23 protein-coding genes, 1 tRNA gene, 1 pseudogene, 1 riboswitch and 1 other annotated feature are annotated in these 24,249 nt (G+C 29.9%); of the genes and pseudogenes, 21 read left to right on the forward strand and 4 right to left on the reverse strand.

The features are described from left to right. Positions 1 to 5 precede the first annotated feature (5 nt). The gene (locus tag Ccar_RS21985) at positions 6 to 533 is read left to right on the forward strand and encodes a hypothetical protein (RefSeq protein ID WP_007063077.1); all 528 of its coding nucleotides are present in this window, start codon (positions 6 to 8) and stop codon (positions 531 to 533) included. A 12-nt stretch (positions 534 to 545) separates the two neighbouring features. On the opposite strand, the gene pssA is transcribed toward Ccar_RS21985, so the two are convergent. Beyond that, positions 546 to 1,067, reverse strand: a complete 522-nt coding sequence (gene pssA, locus Ccar_RS21990; protein ID WP_007063076.1) for a CDP-diacylglycerol--serine O-phosphatidyltransferase — start codon at positions 1,065 to 1,067, stop codon at positions 546 to 548. 185 nt (positions 1,068 to 1,252) lie between these two features. On the opposite strand from pssA, the gene Ccar_RS21995 reads away from it, so the two are divergent. The 4 genes from Ccar_RS21995 to Ccar_RS22010 all read left to right on the forward strand — a co-directional run bounded on the left by Ccar_RS21995 (position 1,253) and on the right by Ccar_RS22010 (position 4,275). After that, positions 1,253 to 1,918 (forward strand): TVP38/TMEM64 family protein, encoded by a 666-nt coding sequence (locus tag Ccar_RS21995; protein WP_007063075.1) that lies wholly within the window; start codon positions 1,253 to 1,255, stop codon positions 1,916 to 1,918. Positions 1,919 to 2,009: 91 nt separating this feature from the next. Next, a complete protein-coding gene (locus tag Ccar_RS22000) occupies positions 2,010 to 2,438 on the forward strand; it encodes a CBS domain-containing protein (protein WP_007063074.1) in 429 nt (142 codons plus the stop codon). Between the two features lie 180 nt (positions 2,439 to 2,618). Beyond that, a complete protein-coding gene (locus Ccar_RS22005) occupies positions 2,619 to 3,524 on the forward strand; it encodes a YegS/Rv2252/BmrU family lipid kinase (protein WP_007063073.1) in 906 nt (301 codons plus the stop codon). Positions 3,525 to 3,624: 100 nt separating this feature from the next. Further along, the gene (locus Ccar_RS22010) at positions 3,625 to 4,275 is read left to right on the forward strand and encodes a hypothetical protein (protein ID WP_007063072.1); all 651 of its coding nucleotides are present in this window, start codon (positions 3,625 to 3,627) and stop codon (positions 4,273 to 4,275) included. 82 nt (positions 4,276 to 4,357) lie between these two features. Here the strand turns inward: Ccar_RS22010 and Ccar_RS22015 are convergent, their stop codons facing one another. Then, complete coding sequence (locus Ccar_RS22015) at positions 4,358 to 6,292, reverse strand: YgiQ family radical SAM protein (RefSeq protein WP_085952301.1); 1,935 nt, start codon at positions 6,290 to 6,292, stop codon at positions 4,358 to 4,360. A gap of 403 nt (positions 6,293 to 6,695) precedes the next feature. Further along, positions 6,696 to 6,865, forward strand: a riboswitch (M-box (ykoK) riboswitch). Between the two features lie 226 nt (positions 6,866 to 7,091). Between Ccar_RS22015 and Ccar_RS22020 the strand changes: the two genes are divergently transcribed. The 9 genes from Ccar_RS22020 (at position 7,092) to Ccar_RS22060 (ending at position 16,157) form a co-directional block, all read left to right on the forward strand. Then, a complete protein-coding gene (locus Ccar_RS22020) occupies positions 7,092 to 8,354 on the forward strand; it encodes a magnesium transporter (RefSeq protein WP_007063070.1) in 1,263 nt (420 codons plus the stop codon). A gap of 41 nt (positions 8,355 to 8,395) precedes the next feature. Continuing rightward, entirely contained in the window at positions 8,396 to 9,595 is a 1,200-nt protein-coding gene (locus Ccar_RS22025) for an Nramp family divalent metal transporter (protein ID WP_048030631.1), read from the forward strand. 172 nt (positions 9,596 to 9,767) lie between these two features. After that, positions 9,768 to 10,475 carry a spore cortex-lytic enzyme gene (gene sleB / locus Ccar_RS22030; protein WP_007063067.1) on the forward strand — a complete coding sequence of 236 codons (708 nt, stop codon included), beginning with the start codon at positions 9,768 to 9,770 and terminating at the stop codon, positions 10,473 to 10,475. Positions 10,476 to 10,564: 89 nt separating this feature from the next. Further along, positions 10,565 to 10,800: a binding site (T-box leader), on the forward strand. 130 nt (positions 10,801 to 10,930) lie between these two features. After that, entirely contained in the window at positions 10,931 to 11,839 is a 909-nt protein-coding gene (gene cysK / locus Ccar_RS22035; RefSeq protein WP_007063066.1) for a cysteine synthase A, read from the forward strand. 60 nt (positions 11,840 to 11,899) lie between these two features. Continuing rightward, on the forward strand, positions 11,900 to 12,448 hold the full coding sequence (epsC, locus tag Ccar_RS22040) for a serine O-acetyltransferase EpsC (RefSeq protein ID WP_048030633.1): 549 nt from the start codon (positions 11,900 to 11,902) through the stop codon (positions 12,446 to 12,448). Positions 12,449 to 12,507: 59 nt separating this feature from the next. Further along, the gene (queG, locus tag Ccar_RS22045) at positions 12,508 to 13,482 is read left to right on the forward strand and encodes a tRNA epoxyqueuosine(34) reductase QueG (RefSeq protein WP_007063064.1); all 975 of its coding nucleotides are present in this window, start codon (positions 12,508 to 12,510) and stop codon (positions 13,480 to 13,482) included. Positions 13,483 to 13,520: 38 nt separating this feature from the next. Further along, a complete protein-coding gene (locus Ccar_RS22050) occupies positions 13,521 to 14,216 on the forward strand; it encodes a lysophospholipid acyltransferase family protein (RefSeq protein WP_007064566.1) in 696 nt (231 codons plus the stop codon). A 78-nt stretch (positions 14,217 to 14,294) separates the two neighbouring features. Continuing rightward, positions 14,295 to 14,933, forward strand: coding sequence for an endonuclease III (nth, locus tag Ccar_RS22055; RefSeq protein WP_007063760.1), 639 nt, complete (start codon positions 14,295 to 14,297; stop codon positions 14,931 to 14,933). Between the two features lie 51 nt (positions 14,934 to 14,984). Beyond that, a complete protein-coding gene (locus Ccar_RS22060) occupies positions 14,985 to 16,157 on the forward strand; it encodes an NAD(P)-dependent malic enzyme (RefSeq protein WP_007063759.1) in 1,173 nt (390 codons plus the stop codon). Positions 16,158 to 16,231: 74 nt separating this feature from the next. On the opposite strand, the pseudogene Ccar_RS22065 reads toward Ccar_RS22060, so the two are convergent. Both Ccar_RS22065 and Ccar_RS22070 read right to left on the reverse strand, forming a co-directional pair. Continuing rightward, positions 16,232 to 16,741, reverse strand: a pseudogene (locus tag Ccar_RS22065) (nicotinamide-nucleotide amidohydrolase family protein); the annotation flags it as partial. A gap of 40 nt (positions 16,742 to 16,781) precedes the next feature. Beyond that, positions 16,782 to 17,774 (reverse strand): alpha/beta hydrolase, encoded by a 993-nt coding sequence (locus Ccar_RS22070; RefSeq protein WP_007063757.1) that lies wholly within the window; start codon positions 17,772 to 17,774, stop codon positions 16,782 to 16,784. A 305-nt stretch (positions 17,775 to 18,079) separates the two neighbouring features. Between Ccar_RS22070 and Ccar_RS22075 the strand changes: the two genes are divergently transcribed. The 7 genes from Ccar_RS22075 to Ccar_RS22105 all read left to right on the forward strand — a co-directional run bounded on the left by Ccar_RS22075 (position 18,080) and on the right by Ccar_RS22105 (position 24,246). Then, positions 18,080 to 19,228 (forward strand): VanW family protein, encoded by a 1,149-nt coding sequence (locus Ccar_RS22075; protein ID WP_007063756.1) that lies wholly within the window; start codon positions 18,080 to 18,082, stop codon positions 19,226 to 19,228. A 182-nt stretch (positions 19,229 to 19,410) separates the two neighbouring features. Then, entirely contained in the window at positions 19,411 to 20,877 is a 1,467-nt protein-coding gene (locus tag Ccar_RS22080; RefSeq protein WP_007063755.1) for a VanW family protein, read from the forward strand. A 159-nt stretch (positions 20,878 to 21,036) separates the two neighbouring features. Next, positions 21,037 to 21,118 (forward strand) — tRNA-Leu (locus tag Ccar_RS22085). A 17-nt stretch (positions 21,119 to 21,135) separates the two neighbouring features. Beyond that, a complete protein-coding gene (locus Ccar_RS26915) occupies positions 21,136 to 21,306 on the forward strand; it encodes a hypothetical protein (RefSeq protein ID WP_007064565.1) in 171 nt (56 codons plus the stop codon). Positions 21,307 to 21,553: 247 nt separating this feature from the next. Then, positions 21,554 to 22,495, forward strand: a complete 942-nt coding sequence (locus Ccar_RS22095; protein WP_007063754.1) for a 3-hydroxyacyl-CoA dehydrogenase family protein — start codon at positions 21,554 to 21,556, stop codon at positions 22,493 to 22,495. A 212-nt stretch (positions 22,496 to 22,707) separates the two neighbouring features. Further along, on the forward strand, positions 22,708 to 23,454 hold the full coding sequence (locus Ccar_RS22100) for an N-acetylmuramoyl-L-alanine amidase family protein (protein ID WP_007063753.1): 747 nt from the start codon (positions 22,708 to 22,710) through the stop codon (positions 23,452 to 23,454). A gap of 324 nt (positions 23,455 to 23,778) precedes the next feature. Continuing rightward, positions 23,779 to 24,246, forward strand: a complete 468-nt coding sequence (locus Ccar_RS22105) for a tRNA (cytidine(34)-2'-O)-methyltransferase (RefSeq protein WP_007064564.1) — start codon at positions 23,779 to 23,781, stop codon at positions 24,244 to 24,246. The last annotated feature ends 3 nt before the right edge of the window (positions 24,247 to 24,249 follow it).

A 24,249-nucleotide genomic window follows, 5' to 3' on the forward strand; every position in this document is an offset into this window, starting at 1 on the left:
TATTTATGACGTGTAGAAAAATTATGGAAGATTATTATAACGATATAAATAACTTATCTGATTTTTTGGCCAAATTAGTTAATTCATACAGACTTATAGTAGGAGGAGCGGGAGAACTAAATGGCATAGCACTAGCACATAAGAAGGATGTAAAAAAGGCTATAAAAACATCCAATGATCTTCTAAAAGTAATAAATGAAGTTATATGTATGTTAGAAAAGACAAGTTGTGGATATATAGATTATTGTCAATTAAGAGCACAAATAGTGGAATCTAGAATGCAGGCTCAGTATATACAAACAGAAATTGATAATGAATTAAAATTGCAAAATTCTCAAGGTGATACTCCAAATAGTGAAAAAGATACTATCATTAATGAAAGAGATCTTTCTCATGATGAGAAAGATGATTCTAATAATGAAAAGGAGGATAGTAATAAAGAAAAAGATATACAAGATAGTAAAAAAGATATTGATAATAACGAAGAAGATTCTAGTAATAATGAAAATAATGATAATGGAAAAGAGGTGTGAAAATCACACCTCTTAAAATTTCTTAAATCTGTGTTTACATACCATAAGGTAAGATAAAGCTATCATCAATATAATTGTAACTCCAACTGGTGCCATATAATTCATTGTAATTAAACAATAAATAGCCATAAACATACCTGCAAAAGTTATAGGTATACCGAAAAATTGTCCATCAAAATCAGTAACGTTAAATCTAGCAAGTCTATAAGCACCAGCTATAGGCAATAGTAATACTAAAGAATATCCTAAAAGTCCAAAGTTAGTTAAACCATAAAGGTTAAATGCAAGGATAGAAGGTGCTACTCCAAAAGAAACTAAGTCTGCAAGAGAATCTAGTTCTTTTCCCAAGGTGCTAGATACATTTAGAAATCTTGCTACTCTTCCGTCATATCTATCAGCTAGACATGCAAGTAGTACAAAAATACCAGCCCACTTGAAATTTTCTTGGAAAGTCATCATTAAGGACATTACACCGCAACCTAAGTTAGCAAATGTAAAAATGTTAGGTAACGCACTTTTAGCTATTTTAGCCATTATAATCACTCCTAATAATATAATAATATTAAATTGAATATAAAATCAAATTACATATTAGAACTATTATAACTCATTTTTCTAAAATATTTAAGTGCATATTTAAGATTTTTGGTGGAAAAATTATAAATTTTTTGTTAAAATAGACTTACAAAAGAATTAAAAGTAGAGAGTTGAGGATCTTAATGAAAGAAAATAAAAAAAAGATATTGCAGTATTTCATTGGAGCACTATTAATTATTGTATTTGTGTATTTTATGATGAAGTATGGAAAAAGATTGACTCACTTAAGGATAAAACATGTTAGACATTATATTTTAAGCTATGGTAAATTTGCTTCTATAGCTTTTGTAATACTATATTCCTTAAAACCTGTAGCTTTAATTGTTCCAGTCTCACTTTTATCCATTGTAGCAGGAAATGTTTTTGGGCCTTACAAAGCACTTTTACTCAGCATGGTAGGTTGTTTTACATCAGGTACTTTAGCTTTTTTCCTAGCAAGGTTTTTAGGTAGATCTTTTGTAGATAAACTTTTAAAAGGTAAAGCCATGAAATTAGATTCAAGTATTGAAAAACATGGAACTGCAATAATGTGCATAATGAGATTATCATTCATATTTCCATATGATCCATTAAGTTATGCAGCAGGACTTACTAAAATGAAATATAGAAGTTTTATTATAGGAACTATGATAGGTGTTTTTCCGGAAATGGTTTCTTATTCATTTATAGGGAAGAGTTTGGAACAGCCTTTTTCAATTAAGTTTTTTATTCCGATAATATTCATAGTAGTTGTGGCAGTAACTGCATTAGGCATATATAAGTCGTCAAAAAAGACAAAAAGTTTATAAAAGCATTTTTTCTATAAATTTACGCTTATATTCAAGGAAATATAGGGACACAATAGTTTTACAGTGTAAATTTTGAAGAGAGGTGTTTTTGATGAAAGTTCAAGACATTATGACTAAATGTGTTGTTAGCTTAAATGCCGAAGATAATGTTGAAAGAGCGGCACAACTTATGAGAAAACATAATATAGGCGCAATTCCTGTATGTAATGGAGACAAAGTTATAGGAATAGTTACAGACAGGGATATAGCTATAAGGTCTGCAGCTGAAGGACAGAATTCTCAAAAGCAAACAGTTAGGGAAATCATGTCGTCAAATCCAGTTGTAGGTGATCCTAGTATGGATATTGAAGATGCATCTAGAATTATGAGTGAAAGACAAATAAGAAGATTGCCTATAATAGAATCTAATAATCTAGTTGGAGTAGTATCCTTAGGAGATATAGCTGTTCAGCCTAATCTTCAAGAAGAAGCAGAAGAAGCACTTAGTAATATTTCTGAACATACTTCACCAGAAATTTAAAATTTAATAATTTATGAATAAATCCACAAGATTCTTTCATAATCTTGTGGATTTATTATATAAGGTGTTATAATGTAGTAGATAATCATAAAATTAGGATTTTTTAATGAATATATTACATTTTATAATTTAAATATTAGTTTAAGTAATAAGGCTTATTAAAAATAGGAGAGTTTTTGTATGAAGAAAGTAAAGTTTATATATAATCCGTATTCAGGAGAAAATACTATAGTAAGTGGTATTGACAAGGTTATAAAAGTGCATCAAAAATATGGATATGAGGTTGTACCTTTCAGAATTAGTTTTGAATATAGTATAAGCGAAGCTTTTAAAGGTATAAATAAAACTTATAAATATATTTTAATAGCTGGTGGAGATGGAACCATTGATGAAGCTGTAAATGTGATGAAAAAGCTAGACTTGAATATTCCTATAGCAATACTTCCAGTGGGTACTGCTAATGATTTTGCAAAATTCATTGGGGCTCCTGAGGATATAGAAGCAGCTTGTGAACAAATATTGAACAGTAAACCTAAAAAGTTGGATTTAGGAAAGATAAATGACAAATATTTTTTGAATGTGGCAAGCACGGGACTTTTTACAGATGTATCGCAAAGAACAGACGTGAATTTAAAAAACACAATAGGCAAACTTGCTTATTATATTAAGGCATTAGAGCAATTACCTAGTCTTAGAAAACTTAAAATAAAAGTATCCTCTGAAAATGATGTGTTTGATGATTATATGTATTTGATGTTAATATTTAACGGACAGACTGCTGGAAATTTAAAGTTTGCATATAAAGCAGAAGTGGACGATGGAATGTTAGATGTAATAATAATAAAAGCAGGAATGATAAAGGATATGATATCGCTTTTTATAAAAATGTTTAAGGGTGAACATTTAGAAGGTACAGAAGGACTTGTGTATTTTAAATCTAATAGAATAGAGATAGAATGTTATGAAGATATAGTAACGGATATAGATGGAGAAAGAGGACCAGACTTTCCATTAGTTATAGAATGTATAAAAGGTGGAATAGAAGTTTTAGGGACAAATATACCTGAGAAAATGCTTTTAAGTTAAATATATGGAATCATATATTTTGCTTAAAAGCATTTTTTTAGTAATATAAATTTAAATTTTATAATAAATATAAGATAGTAGTAATGTATCAGGAGGTAGTATGTTAAAATTCTATATCTATATTTCTTTGCTACTTATTATAATAATACTTTTATTTAAATGCTTTTATTTAGATTTATATTCACCTAAAAAGGTTAAAACAATAGCATTAATCACCATATTGGTTATGGGTTTAAGATATGCTGCACTTTTAATATTATTTTTGGTTAGTAACATAAAATATCTTTATTTACTAAAACCTTTATTTTTTATGAATCTAATTGGTGTGCCCTTAATAATTTTGATTGTACTGTATATATTCATGAAGGGACATATTATAAATTTTTCTTATATTTTTATAACAGCAGGAGTGATAATAGCATTGTATATTTCTATGATGCTAAAATGTACATGCTTTCTTCAAAATTCAAGTAATGTTGGGTATACTATGGTATTTGCGCAAGATACTTATATATATTGGGTATATATTGGAATAAACACTATAGCATTATTTTTGTCTATAAGTTTTATTAATAAAACTTATACAAACAGAATAGGGATTAGTATAGTAATTTTAGCCTCAATTGCAACTATAATAGAATATATAGTATGGATAGCTGGAATTATTTTGATTGCGGAGAATGTTATAGGAGATACGCTATGGATAATAGCGTTAATGTATGCTTTAAATAGGATAAAAAAGAAAGCTTAAAAATAATATGGAGTATTATTTTTAGAGGACAATTGTCATCTGTCCTCTAAAAAAGGTTGGTGAAAACTAAAATAACATCAGTTTATTTTTTTAACTTATTTTTAAATGATTTTTTAGATGCTTTATTTAAATTTCCAATTTTACTTTTATGCTTATGAGAACTTTCATTTTTTGATTTAACCGCAGTGGATGAATTATTATGAAAAGTTCTCTTTTTAGGTGCTGTTTCGTGAATAAGGCAGTTGGAACCATTTCCAATTAAATCTTCACGATGGGCTTTAATTAAAGCTTCTTTCACAAGATTATAGTTTTCAGGAACAGAAAATTGGAGTAAGGCTCGCTGCATATTTTTTTCCTTTTGTTCCTTAGGAACATAAACTTTTTCGTTGGTTAAAGGATTAATACCTGTATAATACATTGTAGTTGATAGACTTCCTGGTGTAGGATAAAAATCTTGAACTTGTTCAGGAATATATCCCATATTTTTAATATATAAAGCCAATTCTATAGCAGCATTTAAATCACTACCAGGATGACTAGACATAAGATAAGGTACTAAATATTGTTTTTTATTTAATTTTTTATTTATTTCAAAATATTTTTTAGAAAATCTATCATATACTTTACTGCTAGGTTTCCCCATTTGTTTAAGAACTTTATCGCTTATATGTTCTGGTGCTACCTTAAGCTGACCACTTATATGATGTTTGCAAAGTTCTTCAAAAAAAGAGGTGTTCTTATCATAAATAAGGTAATCATATCTTATTCCAGAACGTATAAAAACTTTTTTAATTCCAGGAATTTCCCTCATTTGTTTTAAAAGATTTAAATATTCCCTATGATCGACTATTAGATTTTTACAAGGAGTAGGTGAAAGACATAATCTGTTTTTACAAACTCCTCGAGTTTCTTGAACTTTACATGCTTTATGTCTAAAGTTTGCAGTAGGTCCACCTACATCATGTATATAGCCTTTAAAATCATCTAATGTAGTTAAAAGTTTTGCTTCATCTAAAACAGAGGTTTGGCTTCTAGCTTGAATAGTCCTTCCTTGATGGAAAGTAAGAGCACAGAAGGAACAAGCTCCAAAACAACCTCTATGGCTAGTAATAGAAAACTTAACTTCCTTTATAGCAGGGATACCACCTTCAGACTCATATATAGGGTGATATGTTCTAGTATAAGGAAGGTTATATACTATATCCATTTCCTCTTCAGTTAAAGTGAATTGAGGAGGATTTTGAACAATATAGTGATCCCCATGCTTTTGAACTAAGGTTTTTCCGCTTATAGCATCTTGTTCATAGTATTCTGTTTTATAAGCTTCTGCATAGCTTTTTTTATCATTAGATACTTCTTCAAAAGAAGGAAGCTCTATAAAATCATTTAAATTATCTATTTCTTTGCATGAATATAATGTACCTCTTACATTTGTTAGCTTGTTAATTTCCATACCATATTTAAGAAGATTAGCTATTTGAACTACGGTTTTTTCACCCATTCCGTACATTAAAAGATCTGCTTTAGAATCAACTAATATACTTCTTCTTACTTTATTATCCCAGTAATCATAGTGAGCAAATCTTCTTAAACTTGCCTCGATGCCGCCAATCATAATTGGTACATTTTTATAAGCTTCTCTAGCTTTGTTACAATATACAATAAGAGATCTATCAGGTCTGTGACCACTTTTCCCACCTGGAGAATATAAGTCATCATGACGTTTTTTCTTTGAGGCGGTATAATGATTTACCATTGAGTCTATATTACCGGAGTTTACAATAAAGGCCAGCTTAGGTTTTCCAAGACGTCTAAAAGCCTCAACATTGTTCCAATCAGGTTGAGCTATGATTCCAACAGTGAAACCCTCACTTTCTAAAACTCTAGATATTATAGCAGTACCAAAAGAAGGGTGATCTACATAAGCATCACCTGTAATTATTATAAAATCTAGTTGGTCTATATTACGCTTTTTCATATCTTCTTTACTAATAGGTAAAAATTCTTTATTTATTATCATTTAAATGCTCCATTCAGTTACAATTTTCTAAATCCTATATTAGCATAACCAGAATAAAATATGAATATGAAATTAAAAATACTTCTATTGATTTTTATACAAATGAATGTTTTTACGGATTAATGTTTCAATAATTTGTTTATGAAAAATATTAATTTTACATAAAATTTACTTTAACTTAAGGGCAACTTAATGCATATAATATAATGTAATGATATATTATGTATATTTATGAACCGATAATTCTTTAGAAAATAGTAAAAATTCTTTAAAAAACATAGAAAAACGAATTAACAGAGAACTAAAATAATTAAACACTTAAATTTAAATAAATTCACTGTTTAATGGTTGCATTTTTATAAATTTGTACTATAATTAATAATGTAAAATGAAATTATAAGTTTACTTATGTTAGGTGAGGCTCCTATATAGATATACGCTACTGCCCGGAAACATCGAGAGATGCCAATGGGTCAACAGGTATTACCGAATCAAGGTTTTACTTAATGTAGCTGGACTTAATAAAAGTCTAAAGCTATATAGTGCTAAAACTCGTACGAAGAAGTTTTAGTTTATTGGAGGAGTCTTTCTAGACTCCTTTATTTTATTTTAAGGTGGTGCGATACATGGAAAGTGGCCCTTATGGTGGTCGGTCAAACTTGAAAGTAAAACTAAATATAGTTATGTATAGAGGGACATTTATATTAAAATCATAATAAAATTAGATTTTTTTCATTTCTAAAATTCTTATGACTTTTCCATAAATATCTTTCTATATAAGTAAGGAGGAATATTTATGAAAAAGTTATCTGCATTCTTTCTAAGTAAGGTTCTTCATAAAAAAATTTATGATGAATTTAACGATTCAATAGGAAAACTTTGTGACATTTATGTAACTACAGAAGATGGACTTCCAAGAGCAATAGGTTACAAAATAAAAAAAGATGGAGAAGTTCTAAACTGCGAATTCAAGAATATTACATTTTATGAGGATGATGATAGGATAATAATAAAAGGTGAAGGTGTAAGAGAAATAATATTGCAGAAGTACTCATACCTTCTATCTAAACATTTATTGGATAGACAAATTGTAGATATTAATGGAAAAAAGCTTGTAAGAGTTAATGATTTAAGAATTGCTGAGATAGCAGGAGAACTTAGAGTAGTAGCTGTAGATACCGGAGTTTTAGCTTTAGGCAGAAGACTTGGAATGGAAGATATGGTTAAAGGCTGTTATAAGTTATTTAATAAAAAACCAGCAGATAGTCTTATTATTTGGGATAATGTTGAGTCGTTAGAGATGGTCAATAACAATTTAAAGTTATCTGTTACCTATAAAAAATTATCAAAACTCCATCCTGCAGATTTAGCGGATATTTTTGAGGATATGGATATAAATTATAGAAAAAAGGTTTTTGAGAGCTTGGATCAAAATCTTGCAGCGGATATTTTAGAGGAAATTGAACCAGATGTTCAAGCAGATATTATTGAAAACCTAAGTCAATCTAAGAGAGATGAAGTATTAGATAATATGCCAAATGATGAAATTGCAGATATATTAGATGAAGTTGATGAGGAGACTGCTGAAAAGATTCTTTTATCTATGGAGAAAGAAGATGCTGATGAAGTAAGAACACTTATGCAGTATGAAGATGAAACTGTAGGAAGCATAATGAATAAGGATTTCATAGACTTTAATATAAATATAACCGTTGAAGAAACTATAGAACTTTTAAGAGAAACAAATCCAGAGGATGAAGTGTCACATTATATATATATTACAGATCAGCAAGAAAGACTTCAAGGAGTAGTATCATTAAAAGCACTTATAATGTCAGATCCTAAAAATAAACTCAGAGAAATAATGTTAACTAATATAGTAAAAATAAATGATAATGAAAATATAGATGAAGCTATAGAAATGTGTTCAAAATATGATCTTCTCTCTTTACCTGTAGTAGACAGTAATGAAAAGTTATGTGGTGTAGTTATAATGAGTGATATAGTAGAAGATATACTAATCCCAACATGGAGAAAGAGATTTAAAAAGGTAGGATAGGGAGAAGGTGTTTAAATTTGAAAAATAGAAATAAATTTTTAATGATATTAGGAATAATAGGGCCAGGGCTTATTACAGCAAATGCAGGAAATGATGCAGGTGGAGTAGCCACTTACTCTGTAGTAGGAGCTCACTATGGTTACTCCATGCTTTGGGGAATGTTTGTAATAGCTATAGGTCTTGCAGTAATCCAAGAAATGAATGCAAGAATGGCTGTAGTTACAGGAAAAGGACTTTCGGATTTAATAAGAGAAAGATTTGGAGTGAAATGGGCTTTTTTTGCTATGATTGTACTTATAATTGCAAATTTAGGTGTATGTATAGGTGATTTTGCTGGAATTGCTGCTAGTTTAGAGTTGTTTAATATAAGTAAGTATATAACAATTCCAATACTTGCAGTAGTTATGTGGTTTATGTTAACTAAAGGAAGTTATTCAAAAGCTGAGAAGGTATTTTTACTTCTTACACTTACGTTTTTAGGATATGTTGTAACTGCATTTTTAGTGAAACCTGACTGGGGGCATGTTGTAACAAGTATTGTAAAACCACATGCTAAGCTTGATAAAGGGTATTTTTTAGTGCTTATAGGAATGATAGGAACTACTATAACACCTTATATGCAATTTTATTTACAATCATCCATAGTAGATAAAGGGATATCCTTAAAAGAGTATAAATATGAGAAAATGGATGTTTATGTTGGAACCATTTGGGCAATATTAACGGCACTTTTTATAACTGTATGTACTGCGGAAACTTTATTCAAAGTAGGTATAAGTATAGATAGCGCGCAGGATGCAGCATCAGCATTAAGACCATTAGCAGGAAATTATTCATTTATGCTATTTGCCATTGGACTTTTTGGTGCATCATTTTTAGCATGTTGCGTTATACCTTTATGTACAGCTTATGCTGTATGTGAGGCATTTGGATTTGAAAGTGGTATTGACAACAAAATAAAAGAAGCACCTGTATTTTTTGGTTTGTTTTTATTTATGATTATCGTAAGTGCAGTAATAGTTTTACTTCCTAATATTTCTTTGATTAATATAATATTAGTAACTCAGCAGTTGGCAGGAGTATTATGCCCTGTGGTACTTATATTTATGATAAAACTTGTAAATGATACTGAAGTAATGGGTAAGTATGTGAACAGTACAATACAAAACTTTATTGCAAAAGCTACAGTAATACTTATAATAGTACTTACAATACTAGCTTTTGGTGGAAACTTTATATAGATATGTTTTTACATAAATTAAGCATAATGCGAAGCAAAGCTTCGCATTATTTTTAAATATTATGCAAATTTAACTCCTAAAAAGTTGAGTGTATTTTTTATGGTTTAGTGAGCAAACTAAATTTATAAAACCATAAATTGTAGATTTATACTGAATCAAGGAGTGAGTTGGTATGACGAAAAAGATTTTAAAGGTTAGGCGAGAAGCAATTTGTGCACTTATGATTATAATTACATATGTTTCCACTACATTATATGTATCTCCTTATAACAATGCTGTAAATGCTGTAGCTTATTATTATGGATCTAAAGGTGGGGTAGTTTCGCAAATACAAAGCAAGCTTAAGGCATGGTATTATTATAGTGGTAGTGTTGATGGTGTATATGGTTACGGAACTTTTACAGCCGTTAAAAAGTTTCAAGCTAAAAATGGATTGAAAGTAGATGGTGTTGTAGGAGATTCTACGCTTCAAGCATTAGGCATATATAGTGCTAAAGCTTCATCAACGGGAAACAGTAATAGTTCAAGTAATCAGGATGTAACATTACTTTCTAGGTTGATAAATGGAGAAGCTAGAGGAGAACCTTATGAAGGCCAAGTGGCAGTAGGTGCAGTAATTTTGAATAGAACAAGAGATCCAAGATTTCCTTCTACAATAGCAGGAGTTATTTACCAGCCAGGTGCTTTTACAGCTATAGTAGATGGTCAAATACATGCCAATATGGAGCAAAATTCTATAAGGGCAGCTAGGGATGCTTTAAATGGATGGGATCCTTCAGGTGGAGCAATATATTATTTTAATCCATCTACGGCAACTAGTGCTTGGATATGGTCCAGACCATTAATTAAAGTTATAGGAAGTCATAGATTTTGTAAGTAGAAAAAAATTATATAATTTAACTAAAAAATATATTGACAAAATTTAAAATAATAATATAATAGAAATATAGAAATCATAGTAAAACACTCAGAAATACTTTGAAAAAGGAAAGTAACTTAAATGAAGTTTTAAAGAGAGGAAACCACAGCTGAAAGGTTTCTAAAGGAATTTTAAGTGAAGTGCCCTTTGGAGTAGTGCACCGAATTAAGTAGGCTGCACCGGGTTTGCCCGTTATAGTAATAGAGCATAGCGCTGTGCTTGAAAAAGGTGAGATTTTTGTTAATCTAATTAGAGTGGAACCGCGGAGTTAAACTTCGTCTCTTTTATATAGAGATGGAGTTTTTTTAATACTCAAAATAGGATTTAAACTTAAATTGTGAGACAGTGTATTACTTTAATGTAAATTTAGAACAGATAAGTAAAAAAATAAAAATAAAATTAGTGGGGGTAAAAAAATGATTTATAATAATGCAATAGAAATGATAGGTGGAACACCTTTATTTAAACTTAATAATATAATTGACGAAAATGCAGCAGAGGTATATGTAAAGCTTGAAAAATTCAATCCAGGAGCAAGCATTAAGGACAGAGCAGCATTAGGTATGATAGAAAAAGCAGAGAAAGAAGGGCTTATAAAAAAAGGGGACACTATAGTTGAACCTACCAGTGGAAATATGGGAATTGGACTTGCAATGATAGGTAAATTAAAAGGTTATAAGGTTATAATTGTAATGCCTGAAACTATGAGCGTAGAAAGAAGAAATACTATAAAGGCTTATGGGGCAGAGCTTGTTCTTACAGAAGGAGCTAAGGGAATGAAAGGTGCTATAGAAAAAGCATCAGAAATAGTTGAGGGAAAAGAAGGATATTATATACCTCAACAATTTATGAATGAAGCAAATCCATTAAAGCATTATGAAACTACTGCAGATGAAATAATTAAGGATTTAAATAGTGTAGATGTATTCACTGCTGGTGTAGGCACAGGTGGAACTTTAATAGGGGTAGGAAAAAGATTAAAGGAAATAGATAAAGCTATAAAAATAATTGCAGTAGAGCCTGAAAAATCACCTGTAATATCAGGAGGTCAAGCATCTCCACACAAGATACAAGGAATAGGAGCTGGCTTTGTTCCAGATATTTATAAAAAAGAATTTGTAGATGAGGTTATGACTATATCTGATGAGGAAGCCTTTGAATATGCAAGGCTTATGGCAAGAGAAGAGGGAATTTTAGTAGGTATATCTTCAGGAGCAAATATAGCAGCAGCTATAAAGCTTGCTAAGAAGTTAGGAAAAGGTAAGAAAGTAGTTACTGTTGCACCAGATGGAGGAGAAAAATATCTATCCATGGGGCTTTATTAAAAAAGGAGTGTGTTAAAAGTGAATCCATTTAAATCGCTAAAATATGATTTAGAAAGTGCCATGAAGAATGATCCGGCAGCAAGAAATCCAGTAGAAGTATTTATACTTTATCCATGTATTCATGCTTTTATACACCATAGGATGGCTCACTTTTTATATAAGAGGAAGTTTTTCTTCATGGCTAGACTAATATCACAGTTATCTAGGTTTTTTACTGGGATAGAAATACACCCTGGAGCTCAAATCGGAAAAGGAATGTTTATAGATCATGGAATGGGTGTAGTTATAGGAGAAACTGCTGAGGTAGGTGATAATGTTACCCTTTACCACGGAGTAACCTTAGGGGGAACAGGCAAAGATAAAGGGAAAAGACATCCTACAGTAGGAAGTAATGTTACAATAGGAGCAGGAGCTAAGATTTTGGGACCTATAACTATTGGAGATAATGTAAAAATAGGAGCTAACTCAGTGGTGCTAAAAAATGTTCCTTCAAATACAACAGCAGTTGGAATACCAGCTAGAGTCATATATAATAAGGTTAATCCTATAATAGAAATAAAAGACTACCAAGGACAAAGAAAAAAGATATATAATGAAATGGTAATATAATAATAGAGTACAGATTTATCTGTACTCTATTATATTGAGCAAAAAGGATGTGTTAATATTTGAATTATAAAAGCATGATTATAAACTATTGTAAGGATATAGGATTAGATACAGTAGGATTTACAAAATGTAGAGTTTTTGAAGAGCTAAAGCATTATTTTGAATATAGAGAAAGTATGTCATTAATTAATGAATTTGAAGAGAAAGATATAAATAAAAAGATTAATCCATTTATGTATATGGAAGATGGAAAAGCTATAATTTCTATTGCATTTCCATATCTTTTTAATGATAATTTTCAACAGGAAGTCAATTTCTCTAAATATACTCAGGGAAGGGATTACCATGTAGTAGTATCTGAGTATTTGAAAAAGATATGCAGCTTCATAGAAAGGGAAATGTCAGGTAAGGCTGTTTATTTTGTGGATAGCAATTCCTTACCAGAAAGGTATATAGCTAAACTTTGCGGTATAGGATTTGTAGGAAAAAATAATATGATTATTACAGAGAAATATGGGTCTTATGTATTTTTGGGAGAAATAATAACAAATATACCAATAGAAGAAGATAAACCTATGGAGTGCAAATGTGAAGGCTGTGATTTATGCCAAAAGTCATGTCCTACAGGAGCTATAAGAGAAGAAAATAATTGTAATATATGTCTTTCATATATTAGCCAGAAAAAAGAAATAGATGATCAGTGGTTTGATAAATTAAAAGGAAGAATTTTTGGATGTGATACTTGCCAGAGAATATGTCCTTTTAATAAAAAAGCTAGCTTTTCTAATATAGAAGAATTTAGACCCTATGATTTTATGGAGGTAATAAATTTAGAAGAATTGGCAAATATAGATAAAAGAATCTTTTTAAACAAGTATTCAAAAAGTTCCTGTGGATGGAGAGGGAAAAATGTACTGCAAAGGAATGCATTAATTAATATAATAGGTATGAAGAAGAATATAAATATAGAAGAAATTAATTCTCCTTATGTAAAGAATTATTATAATAGACTTTTATACCATTTCAAACTATAATTTATAGTATATAGATAATATGAAAGGTGGACTTTATTATGATTTCTCCTGGAATGGCTAAAATTATAAGCTATCTTCCTAAAGGACTTTTAGAATGTTTATGTAAAAAGCTGATATATGGCTATGTTGAAAAATATGCAAATGTTCAAATTAACGGCATGGAAAATTTGAAAGATGTAAAAAGACCTATATTATTTATATGTAATCATTTGAGTAATTCGGATGCACTAGTTATAAACAAATTCCTTAAAGAAGAGGATATAACTTTTGTAGCAGGCATAAAGCTTTCAAAAAATCCTTTAACGAATTTAGGAATGAGCATGACTAAAACTATACCTATAAAGCCTAATACAGCAGATAAAGATTCTATATCTAAAATCGTAAAGACTTTAAAAGCAGGTAATAATGTACTTATATTTCCTGAGGGAACCAGAAGCAGAACTTCTACTCTGATAGAAGCTAAGAGGGGTGTTTTTTTAGTACAAAAACTAAGTAAGGCATCTATAATACCTTTAGGAATCCACGGAACAGAAAAATTATTACCTATACAAAAAGATATGGGATCAGAGAAATTTAACTATGCTAAAGTTACATTAAATATAGGAAAAAAAATAGAAGTTCCAGAAAAGATGGAAAACGAAGATAAACATGCTTATGAAGAAAGATCTGTAAGTTTTATGATGAAGAAAATTGCAGAACTCCTTCCTGAGTCTTATAGGGGCGTCTATCGTTAAGATGAATAATCTATATCTTTAAGTTATTAAAGACATAGATTATTTTTTCACAAAATTCACTAAGTGTAGGTGATAGAGATGAATAAAAAAAATGTAAATAAAATTTTAGAAATATTAAGTAAAACATATCCTGATGCAAAGTGTGCACTTAATTTTAAATCACCATATGAATTACTTATTTCTACCATATTATCAGCACAATGTACTGATGTAAGAGTAAACATGGTAACAGAAAAATTATATGAAAAATATAATACTCCTGAAACAATGATAACTTTAACAGAAGAAGAATTATCAGAGAAAATTAGAAGCTGTGGTTTTTATAAGAATAAAAGTAAGAACATATTAGGTGCTACTAAAGCTATTTTAGAAAATGGGGGAAAAGTACCAGATACCATGGAAGAACTCTTAAAGCTTCCAGGAGTGGGGAGAAAAACTGCTAATGTAGTTTTATCTAATGCATTTGGAGTACCAGCCATAGCTGTAGATACTCATGTGTTTAGGGTATCTAACAGACTTGGAATTGCAAAGGGAGATACTCCAGAACAAGTAGAAAAGGGACTTATGAAAAATGTTCCAAGAGATATGTGGAGTGATACTCACCATTATCTGATATGGCACGGAAGACTTATTTGCAAATCTAGAAAACCAGATTGTGAAAAATGTCCGTTGGCACCTTACTGTGAGTATTTTAGTGGAGGAGACACAAGTGCTTAAGGGCAATAAAGCTATTTTTATAAATTTTAAATCTGAGAGGAGTAACATAAAATGAACATTAAAGAAAAAGCATTGGAAATGCACAAAGCAAACAGAGGAAAATTAGAAGTAAAGAGCAAGGTTCAGTTAAAAACTAAGGAGGATTTATCAATAGCATATACCCCAGGTGTTGCAGAACCTTGTCTTAAAATAGCTGAAAATGAAGATGCTGCCTATGATTATACTATGAAAGTTAATACTGTAGCTGTAGTAACTAATGGAAGTGCGGTGCTTGGTTTAGGTAACATAGGTGCAGCAGCAGGACTGCCTGTCATGGAAGGAAAGGCTTTATTATTTAAAGAATTCGGTGGTATAGATGCATTCCCTATATGCTTAGATAGTAAAGATCCAGATGAAATAGTGAATATTGTAAAAGCAATGGCACCTACTTTTGGAGGAATAAATCTTGAGGACATAAAAGCACCAGAGTGCTTTTACATAGAAGAAAAGTTGAAAAAAGAACTTGATATACCCGTTTTTCATGATGATCAACATGGAACTGCTATAATAGTTCTTGCAGGACTTTATAATGCCTTAAAACTTGTAGGAAAAAAGCTTGAAGAAGTTCAAATAGTAATAAATGGAGCAGGCTCAGCAGGTATTGCTATATGTAAGCTTCTTTTAAAAGCAGGAGCTCAAAATATAACTATGTGTGATAAAAATGGAGCATTAGTGGAAGGAAATTCTGAATTAAATCCAGCACAGCAAGCTATAGCTAAAGTTACAAATAGAAATAAGGAACAAGGTATTCTTGCAGAAGTAATAAAAGGAAAAGATGTATTTGTAGGTGTATCAGCAGCAGGAGCACTTACGATGGAAATGGCTCAATCAATGAATAAAGATGGTATAGTTTTTGCAATGGCTAATCCAACACCAGAAATAATGCCAGATGTTGCAAAAGAAGCTGGAATAAGAGTAATTGCTACAGGACGTTCAGATTTTCCAAATCAAATAAACAATGTTTTGGTATTCCCTGGAATATTTAAGGGAGCCTTAGAAGTAAGATCAAAGATTATAAATGATGAAATGAAACTAGCAGCAGCAAGAGGAATAGCTAATTTAATAAAAGATGAGGAATTAAGAGAAGATTATATAATTCCAGATGCTTTTGATAAGAGAGTATGTAAATCCGTAGCAGAAGAAGTAAAAAGAATAGCTAGAGAAATGAAAGTAGCAAGAATCTAATATAGTTAATTTGAATAAAGCTAGAAGGTAAATAAAAATACCTTCTAGCTTTATTTTTTATTGCTATAGCTTTATTAGTGTATCAATAGTTCTCTTCTTAGTAAATCTAGGGCTGTTATGGTAGCTTGTGTTCTAACCGTTTGCCTATCTCCATCACATAGGAGTTTTTTTACCTTAATTTTTCCATTTATATAAATTCCTATATAAACTAATCCCACAGGCTTTTCTTTTGTTCCACCTCCAGGACCTGCAATGCCCGTAGTAGACAATCCTATATTGGTGCCAGAAGTTTTTGCAATACCTTCTGCCATTTCCGCAGCTGTTTCTTTACTTACTGCACCAAATTTATCTAAAGTTTCTTTACTTACATTTATTCTATTCATTTTAGCTTCATTACTATAAGTTACTGCACCTTCCATAAATACGGAGGAGATGCCAGGATAGTTTACTAATTTAGAAGCTATTAGCCCTCCAGTACAAGATTCAGCAGTAGATACCGTAAGGTTTTTATCTATAAGTAATTTCCCAATTACATCTTCAAGATTGACTTCGCCTTCACTACATATGTTATCTCCAAGTTTTTTATGTATTTCATTTTCCATTTTTAAACCTCCAAACATGTATTTATTTTACGTTTTTATTCAGAAAGTCATAAACCTTTTGTGTATATTCTTTCTTATTATATAGGTATGATTGAGCATGTCCACTATAAGGCGCTATGTATATAGCCTTTTTCCCAGGTTTTATATAATACATATCATTACCCATTGAAAAAGGAATAAAGCTATCACTATCTCCATGTACAAACATTATGGGGGTTTTTACATCCTTAATGGAGTTTATAGGAGATACCTCAGAAAATGTAAATCCAGAACGTACATAAGCAATTATATTTGTATATGTAACAATTATTGATTCAAGATATTTGTTTTTTATTCCATAATCCTCTTTAAGTCTAAACATTAAAAGATTTCCTAGGTCAGAATAGGCACAATCAGATATATAGAAACTAACCAACTTGCTTTGTTCATTAAGTTTTGAATGAAGTAGTGCAGTTGCGCCACCCATAGATTCACCATGAACACCTATTATACCATTAGGATTTTTATTATGGACCCACTTTATCCATTCATTTAAATCATATTTTTCATAAAAACCAAAGCTTATGTCGCTTCCGCCACTTTCACCACTAAATCTAGAATCATAAACAACGGCATTAAATCCTTTGTTTAAATAAATATCAGCATATTTCAATGATTCCCATCGGCTGCCTCTTATACCATGTACAATTACTACTGTATTTTCTGTTTTTACAGGATTGTGTATATAAGTACCACTTAGTTTATATCCATATTTAGAATTTATAATTACCTCTTCCTTGGAAAGCTTCAAAAACCTATTGTCATCAAAGGTATTTTTATATATTTCATGTAAATTAGCTACACCTTTACTAGTTTGCTCACGACAGGCTTTAGTATAAATCAAGTTACCTATAAATAGGCCAGCTGAGTTAAATATAATAAAAGTAATAGATAATAAGATTATAGATATCATTTTTATTCTATTTGATTTAACTTTGATTTTAGTTTCATTTTGTATACTAGAAACTTCATGCATTTTTCAAAGGTTTCCTCCATTAAGATATAATTATTCAAATTTTAGAGTACTAAAATCATTACAAATATAAGATGATTAAGTAAAAAGAGTTAATAATTTATTATTAAATTATAACACTTTAATTTTATTATGTTAAATTGGAATTTTTGGTGGACTTATAAAAGTGAATAGTAAATTTTTTTATTATTTTAGCAATGTATTATCAATATTAAAAAATTTTGCTTTAATAATGAATTTATAAAAATACAAAAAGTAATAATTCTATAGTATAATAACAATGGGAAGTTGTGTGGGGGAGGATAACCGTGAGAAGAAATAGGAGAGGTAGAAAAAAAGCTAAGAAAAATAAACTTGTAGTGCCGTTTATGATATTTGCAATACTTTTATTATCTGCTGCTTGTGGATATGTAACCTATAATTACAATTACATTAAATATTGGAATGGTTTAATATATCCTGGAGTAACAGTAGGTGGAGTAAATCTTTCAGAAAAAACTAAGGATGAGGCCAAAGAGATACTAAAGCATGATTTTTCAGAGCAAATAGTGAAAAAGAATATAAACATAAATGTAGAAGGTAAAGTTTATACTTTAAATTATTCAAAAATATCTCCCAAGTATAGCATTGATGATGCGGTAAATACTGCATTTAATTATGGAAAAAGTTCAAATATATTTGCACAATTTATAATGTTGAAAATGAATAAAGATGAAAATTTTGATTTGAAATTTTCTTATGATGAAAAACCAGTAAAAGAGTTAGTTAGTAATATTCAATCAGAAGTTAATAAAGATCCTGTTAATGCATCATTAGGAATAGATAATGGCAATTTAAATGTAATTCCTGAAGTGAATGGAAAAAAGTTAGAAAAAGAAAAGTTAGAAAAAGAAACTTTAAGTAAAATAAGTGGAAGCATAGGGCAGAATGTTAATGTTAATGCACTTGTTAAACAAATACCTGCGAATATAAAAGGAGATTCCTTAAAAAGTATAAATTCGTTAATAGGGACATACTCTACTAATTTTGCATCATCTTCATCACAAAGAGCTAATAATATAGCATTAGCTACTAAGAGCATAAATGGAAAAATACTTATGCCAGGTGAAGTATTTAGCTTTAATGATACGGTTGGTGAAAGAACAGGAGAAAGAGGGTATGAACCAGCGCCTGTAATTATAGGAAATAAGCTAGAATCGGGATTAGGTGGAGGAATATGTCAGGTATCTACTACGTTATACAATGCGGTAAGTAGAGCTGGAATGACATCTATAGAAAGAGAACATCATACTATGCCGGTACACTATGTGCCACAGGGCATGGATGCTACAGTTGATTATGGAAATATAGATTATAAGTTTAAGAATATATATCAATATCCTGTATACATTCAAGCATACATATCCAATGGAAATATAATATTTAATTTATATTCTAATTCTTCTATGAAAAACTAATTTAAATTAAGTATTTTTTATAGTATAATTAAAATATGTGTGAATAAAACTTACTTAAGATAGGAAAGACTTCCGTAATATGGATTCTACCTTAAGATTAGTTAAAATTATTTAAAAGCTTAACTTACATTATTTTGATAAAATATTAGGGTAAGTTATATATCAGATTAAGAGGTGATTCCATGGTAAAAAGCAATGATGATATGAAAAAAAATAACATATTATCAAAAATGCTAATTGGTGCAGCAGTAGTGGTAGGGGTGATAGTATTTATAATATATCAGTATAATACTGCAAAGGCTTGGAGTGGTAGAATATATCCAGGAGTAAAAATTGAAAATCAGGATTTGTCAGGTAAAACAAAAGATGAGGCTAAGAACATTATAGAAAAAAAATATAAAGTTGGAGTTATAAAAAAGAAATTAAATATTAAGGCTGATGCCAGGACTTATACATTAGATTTTTCAAAGATAAATCCTAAATATGATATTGATGGTGCTGTAAATCAAGCTTTTAGTTATGGTAAGGATAGAAATTTATTAAAGAAATATCAACTTATAAAAATTTCATCTACTAAACAGTTTAATTTAAAGCTTGTATATGATGATAAACCTGTAAATGAATTTATAGATGGTATTGAAAAAGAAGTGAATAAAGCACCTATAGATGCAACTTTGAATACTAGTCAAGGAAATATTAAAGTAGTTCCAGATAAAAAGGGTGAAACACTTCAGAAGGATAAACTAAAAAAAGAACTTGCATCTAAAATAAATGGAGAAATTGATCATGATATTGATATAAAGGCTCCTATGCAAGCAGTAAATGCAAAAATAACAGCAGATAAAATTTCTAGTATAAACTACAAAATAGGCGAATTTAGTACAGAATATGGGAGTATATCTTCACCTGAAAGGGAAAATAACATAGTTTTAGCCACAAAAAGTATAAATGGAAAAATACTTATGCCAGGTGATACTTTTAGCTTTAATGACATAGTAGGAGAGAGAACTGCAGAAAGAGGGTATCAAGCTGCACCTGTAATCATAGGAGATAAGGTGGATTCGGGTCTTGGCGGAGGAATATGCCAAGTTTCCAGTACTTTATATAATGCGGTGATTAGAGCAAATATAAAATCAGTAGAGAGAACTCATCACTCATTACCATCTCATTATGTAAAATTAGGTATGGATGCTACAGTAGATTATGGCAGTCTAGATTATAAGTTTAAAAATACATTGAAATATCCTATATACATAGAAGGAGATTCTTCAGGAGGAGTTGTTGCATTTAACGTATATTCCAATAATTCTTTAGCAGGTATAGTAACAGAGATAACTTCAGATGTTTATCAAACAGTAGAACCAAATATCAAATATCAAGATGATTCTACTCTACCAGAAGGAAAAACGGAAGTGGAAAAACCTTCTTCAACAGGTTATAAGGTTAAAGTAACAAAAACTACAACACAAAATGGAAAATTAATTAGCCAAGAAACAATTGCAGATGATTATTATGAGCCAGTAGAAGGAATAATAAAAAGAGGAACTAAAAAACCAGAAACTCCACCAGCTGGTCAACCAGTAGTACCAGCACCAGCAACACCAGCTGCTGCTCAGCCAAGTACTGCACCAAGTGCTCCTAAAAATTAAAGGGTGTCACAAAATTATTTATGTAGCTATAAATAATTTTGTGGCATTTTTAATTTATGACATTTTGATAAGTGAAATACTTTTAACCTAGTAAATGTTTTTAAATTGACATAAAATATTCATATATGGTAAAATGAGGTTGTTATGTTAAACATGTGAGCGGGTATGGCGAAATGGCAGACGCGCTAGATTCAGGTTCTAGTGAGAAATCATGCAGGTTCGAATCCTGTTACCCGCACCATGAAACATGTGAAATTAATGGATGATTACATATTAAATATATATTTAAAAAATATAATAAAGGAATTTAGTGAAAAAAGATTATATTGGATTAATTATATGTCAAGTCTTACAGTAGCTACTAGCGACGTTAGTAAAATTAATAATGCTTCAGGAAACTATTTTGTTATATTCAGAAATGCTCAATAACTAAAGAAGTATATTTGAACTTTTATACATGACATGAAATTTTACTTTACAAAGCTGTGAAATTTAAGAATAATATCTTAATTTCACAGCTTTTTAATATAAATTTAAAATTCAATAAAACATTGGCAGAGTTTTGCTATGTAAAGTGTAACGTAAGAGGTGATTATAAAGGGTTTAAAAATTGCAAAAGATAACTGATATAGTATATATAAACAAGTAATTTATATGTTGGGGAGGATAATGAACAATGAAAATTAAAAAAATAGCGGTTTTAGGCACAGGAACTATGGGACATGGTATAGCATTACTTTCAGCAAGAGTAGGATTAAATGTAGTTATGTATGGTAGGTCTGATGCAAGTTTAGAAAGAGGATTTAATCACATAAAAGATAGTTTAAACCTTTTAAAGGCTGAAGTAAAAATGTCAAATGAAAAATATGAGGAAATTTTAAGTAAAATAAAAGGTGTTAAGACTATTCAAGAAGCTGTTAAAGATGTTGATTTTGTAATAGAATCTTTAGCTGAAAATCTAGAGCTAAAGCAGGATATATTTAGACAATTAGATGAAATTTGTCCCAAAGAGGTAGTTTTAGCTACTAATACTTCAGGACTTAGTCCAACAGCTATAGCTAAAAATACAAAATACCCTGAAAGAGTAGTAGTTGCTCACTTTTGGAATCCACCACAGTTAATTCCCTTAGTAGAAGTAGTACCTGGGGAAAAAACATCACAAGATACAATGAAAATGGCCATGGAATGGGTTGAATTTATAGGCAAAAAAGCTGTTCGTATGGAAAAGGAATGTTTAGGATTTATAGGAAACAGACTTCAGCTTGCACTTCTTAGAGAGGCTTTATATATAGTAGAACAGGGATGGGCAAAACCAGAAGAAGTAGATAAAGCTATGGAATATGGACATGGAAGAAGGTTGCCGGTTACAGGTCCATTGTGCAGCGCAGATTTAGGAGGCTTAGATATATTCCATAACGTATCTACATATTTATTTGAAGATTTATGTAATTATACAAAGCCTTCCAAATTAATGCAGCAAAAGATTGAAGCTGGAGACTTAGGAAGTAAGAGTGGACAAGGATTTTATAATTGGACACCAGACTTTTTGGAAAAGAAACAAAGAGAACGTACAGAAGTGCTTTTAAAGTTTTTAGAAAGAGATTCAAAACATAAATAATTTAAATGATGGTTTTTCATTACTATTTTAGGCTGCTGACAAAAGTATTTTGCCAGCAGTTTTTTAGAAAAATTTATAAGTAATAAGTTATTTTTATCCAATGCATAAATTTATTACTAAATTAATGGAATAATTTAACAATAGATGCTATAATATAAATACTTGATACCTAATTTATAATTATGAATTAAAAAGTATAAGGAGATTAAAACATGAGAATTGCAAATAGAAAAAGGTTCACATTTTCTTGTATTTTTTTTACTTTATTAATGTTATTATTTGGTAAAACTGTAATAAATGTGAATAAGGGCAAATTAGCACAAGTTCAACCTGTAGTAATGGCTGTAGACAAAGGTGAAACAAAAAAATCAACTGATACTAAGGTGAATCAGAATATAAGCAAAGATGTAATAGTGTTAGATGCAGGGCATGGTGGAATTGATAATGGTACAAGCTATAAAAATTTGTATGAAAAAAACTTAACTTTAAAAATGGTTAAATATGCAGAAGCATATTTGAAAAGCAAAGGATATACAGTAGTTCTTACAAGAAATAAGGATGAACTTATACCTTTAAAGGAAATTGGAAGAAGAGTAAATGCATCATCTGGAACTGTATTTGTATCTATCCATGTAAATTCCATTAGTGATGCAAATTTTAAAGGAATAACTACCTTGTATTATGATGTGCAAGGTTATGAAAAGGATGAAAGAATAAAATTGGCAAATACTTTAGAGAAAGAAGCTGTAAAAAGTGATAACTGGGAAAGCAAGGGTATAAAAAAGCAGAATGTTGCAATATTGAGATATAGTAAAATACCTTGTGCTTTAGTAGAATGTGGCTTTATAACTAACAATGAAGATAGGGACAAGCTATCTAAAGATGAGGTTTTAAAAAGGTTATCTGAAAACATATCTAACGGTATAATAAAATATTTAAAGCAAAGTTCAGATTCATAAAAAGCTTTTAGAAAATGTTAACATAAAATGAAGTATTATATTTACACCTTTTTGTTCTTGTGTTATTATGAGATAATATATTTATGTAATTTATAATTGTATAAGGCTATTAAGCTTTAATTATTTAAATAAATTATAAAGTAATTCGTAATTAATATTGGATAGTAGAGAAATTAATAAGTCTAGGATGACTTTTCTAACTATCCACTATTTGTTTTCAACTAAAAAATGTTATAACTTTAAAAGTGAAAGGTAGGTGTAAGCCCAATTTGCAGCTTAGAGTAAATGTAACTTAAATCATGCTGTATAAAGTTGGGTGATGTTTTGAATTTAAATATAGTACTATTTCAACCAGAAATACCACAAAATACAGGTAATATAGCAAGAACTTGTGTACTTACAAACTGTAAACTTCATTTAATAAAACCTTTAGGTTTTAGTTTAGATGAAAAACATTTAAAAAGAGCAGGATTGGATTATTGGAAATACCTAGATCTTGAAGTTTATGAATCATATGAAGAATTAAGAGAAAAATATAAGGATTCAACTTTCTATTTTTCTACTACACATGGTGATAATTTTTATCATGAAGTAGAATTTAAAGAAGGCGATTTTATTGTATTTGGCAGAGAATCTTGTGGGCTTCCAGATAGTGTAAGAGAAAGTGATCCTAAAAGATGTATAAGAGTACCTATGATAAATACTACAACTCGATCATTAAATTTATCTAATACAGTAGCTATTGTTGCATATGAGGCATTAAGACAAATGGATTTTCCAACCATGAAGTAGGAG

It is taken from the genome of Clostridium carboxidivorans P7 (assembly GCF_001038625.1).
GTDB classification, from domain to species: Bacteria; Bacillota; Clostridia; order Clostridiales; family Clostridiaceae; genus Clostridium_AM; species Clostridium_AM carboxidivorans.

Excerpts from the sequence above, each read along its gene's own strand:
- nth (WP_007063760.1), top strand. The coding sequence starts at position 14,295 with ATGAATAAAAAAAATGTAAATAAAATTTTAGAAATATTAAGTAAAACA.
- epsC (WP_048030633.1), top strand. The coding sequence starts at position 11,900 with ATGAAGAATGATCCGGCAGCAAGAAATCCAGTAGAAGTATTTATACTT.
- Ccar_RS22050 (WP_007064566.1), top strand. The coding sequence starts at position 13,521 with ATGATTTCTCCTGGAATGGCTAAAATTATAAGCTATCTTCCTAAAGGA.
- Ccar_RS22025 (WP_048030631.1), top strand. The coding sequence starts at position 8,396 with ATGATATTAGGAATAATAGGGCCAGGGCTTATTACAGCAAATGCAGGA.
- Ccar_RS21985 (WP_007063077.1), top strand. The coding sequence starts at position 6 with ATGACGTGTAGAAAAATTATGGAAGATTATTATAACGATATAAATAAC.
- Ccar_RS22095 (WP_007063754.1), top strand. The coding sequence starts at position 21,554 with ATGAAAATTAAAAAAATAGCGGTTTTAGGCACAGGAACTATGGGACAT.
- Ccar_RS22000 (WP_007063074.1), top strand. The coding sequence starts at position 2,010 with ATGAAAGTTCAAGACATTATGACTAAATGTGTTGTTAGCTTAAATGCC.
- Ccar_RS22010 (WP_007063072.1), top strand. The coding sequence starts at position 3,625 with ATGTTAAAATTCTATATCTATATTTCTTTGCTACTTATTATAATAATA.
- Ccar_RS22005 (WP_007063073.1), top strand. The coding sequence starts at position 2,619 with ATGAAGAAAGTAAAGTTTATATATAATCCGTATTCAGGAGAAAATACT.
- Ccar_RS22070 (WP_007063757.1), bottom strand. The coding sequence starts at position 17,774 with ATGCATGAAGTTTCTAGTATACAAAATGAAACTAAAATCAAAGTTAAA.
- Ccar_RS22100 (WP_007063753.1), top strand. The coding sequence starts at position 22,708 with ATGAGAATTGCAAATAGAAAAAGGTTCACATTTTCTTGTATTTTTTTT.
- pssA (WP_007063076.1), bottom strand. The coding sequence starts at position 1,067 with ATGGCTAAAATAGCTAAAAGTGCGTTACCTAACATTTTTACATTTGCT.
- Ccar_RS26915 (WP_007064565.1), top strand. The coding sequence starts at position 21,136 with ATGGATGATTACATATTAAATATATATTTAAAAAATATAATAAAGGAA.
- Ccar_RS21995 (WP_007063075.1), top strand. The coding sequence starts at position 1,253 with ATGAAAGAAAATAAAAAAAAGATATTGCAGTATTTCATTGGAGCACTA.
- sleB (WP_007063067.1), top strand. The coding sequence starts at position 9,768 with ATGACGAAAAAGATTTTAAAGGTTAGGCGAGAAGCAATTTGTGCACTT.
- cysK (WP_007063066.1), top strand. The coding sequence starts at position 10,931 with ATGATTTATAATAATGCAATAGAAATGATAGGTGGAACACCTTTATTT.
- Ccar_RS22020 (WP_007063070.1), top strand. The coding sequence starts at position 7,092 with ATGAAAAAGTTATCTGCATTCTTTCTAAGTAAGGTTCTTCATAAAAAA.
- Ccar_RS22060 (WP_007063759.1), top strand. The coding sequence starts at position 14,985 with ATGAACATTAAAGAAAAAGCATTGGAAATGCACAAAGCAAACAGAGGA.
- Ccar_RS22080 (WP_007063755.1), top strand. The coding sequence starts at position 19,411 with ATGGTAAAAAGCAATGATGATATGAAAAAAAATAACATATTATCAAAA.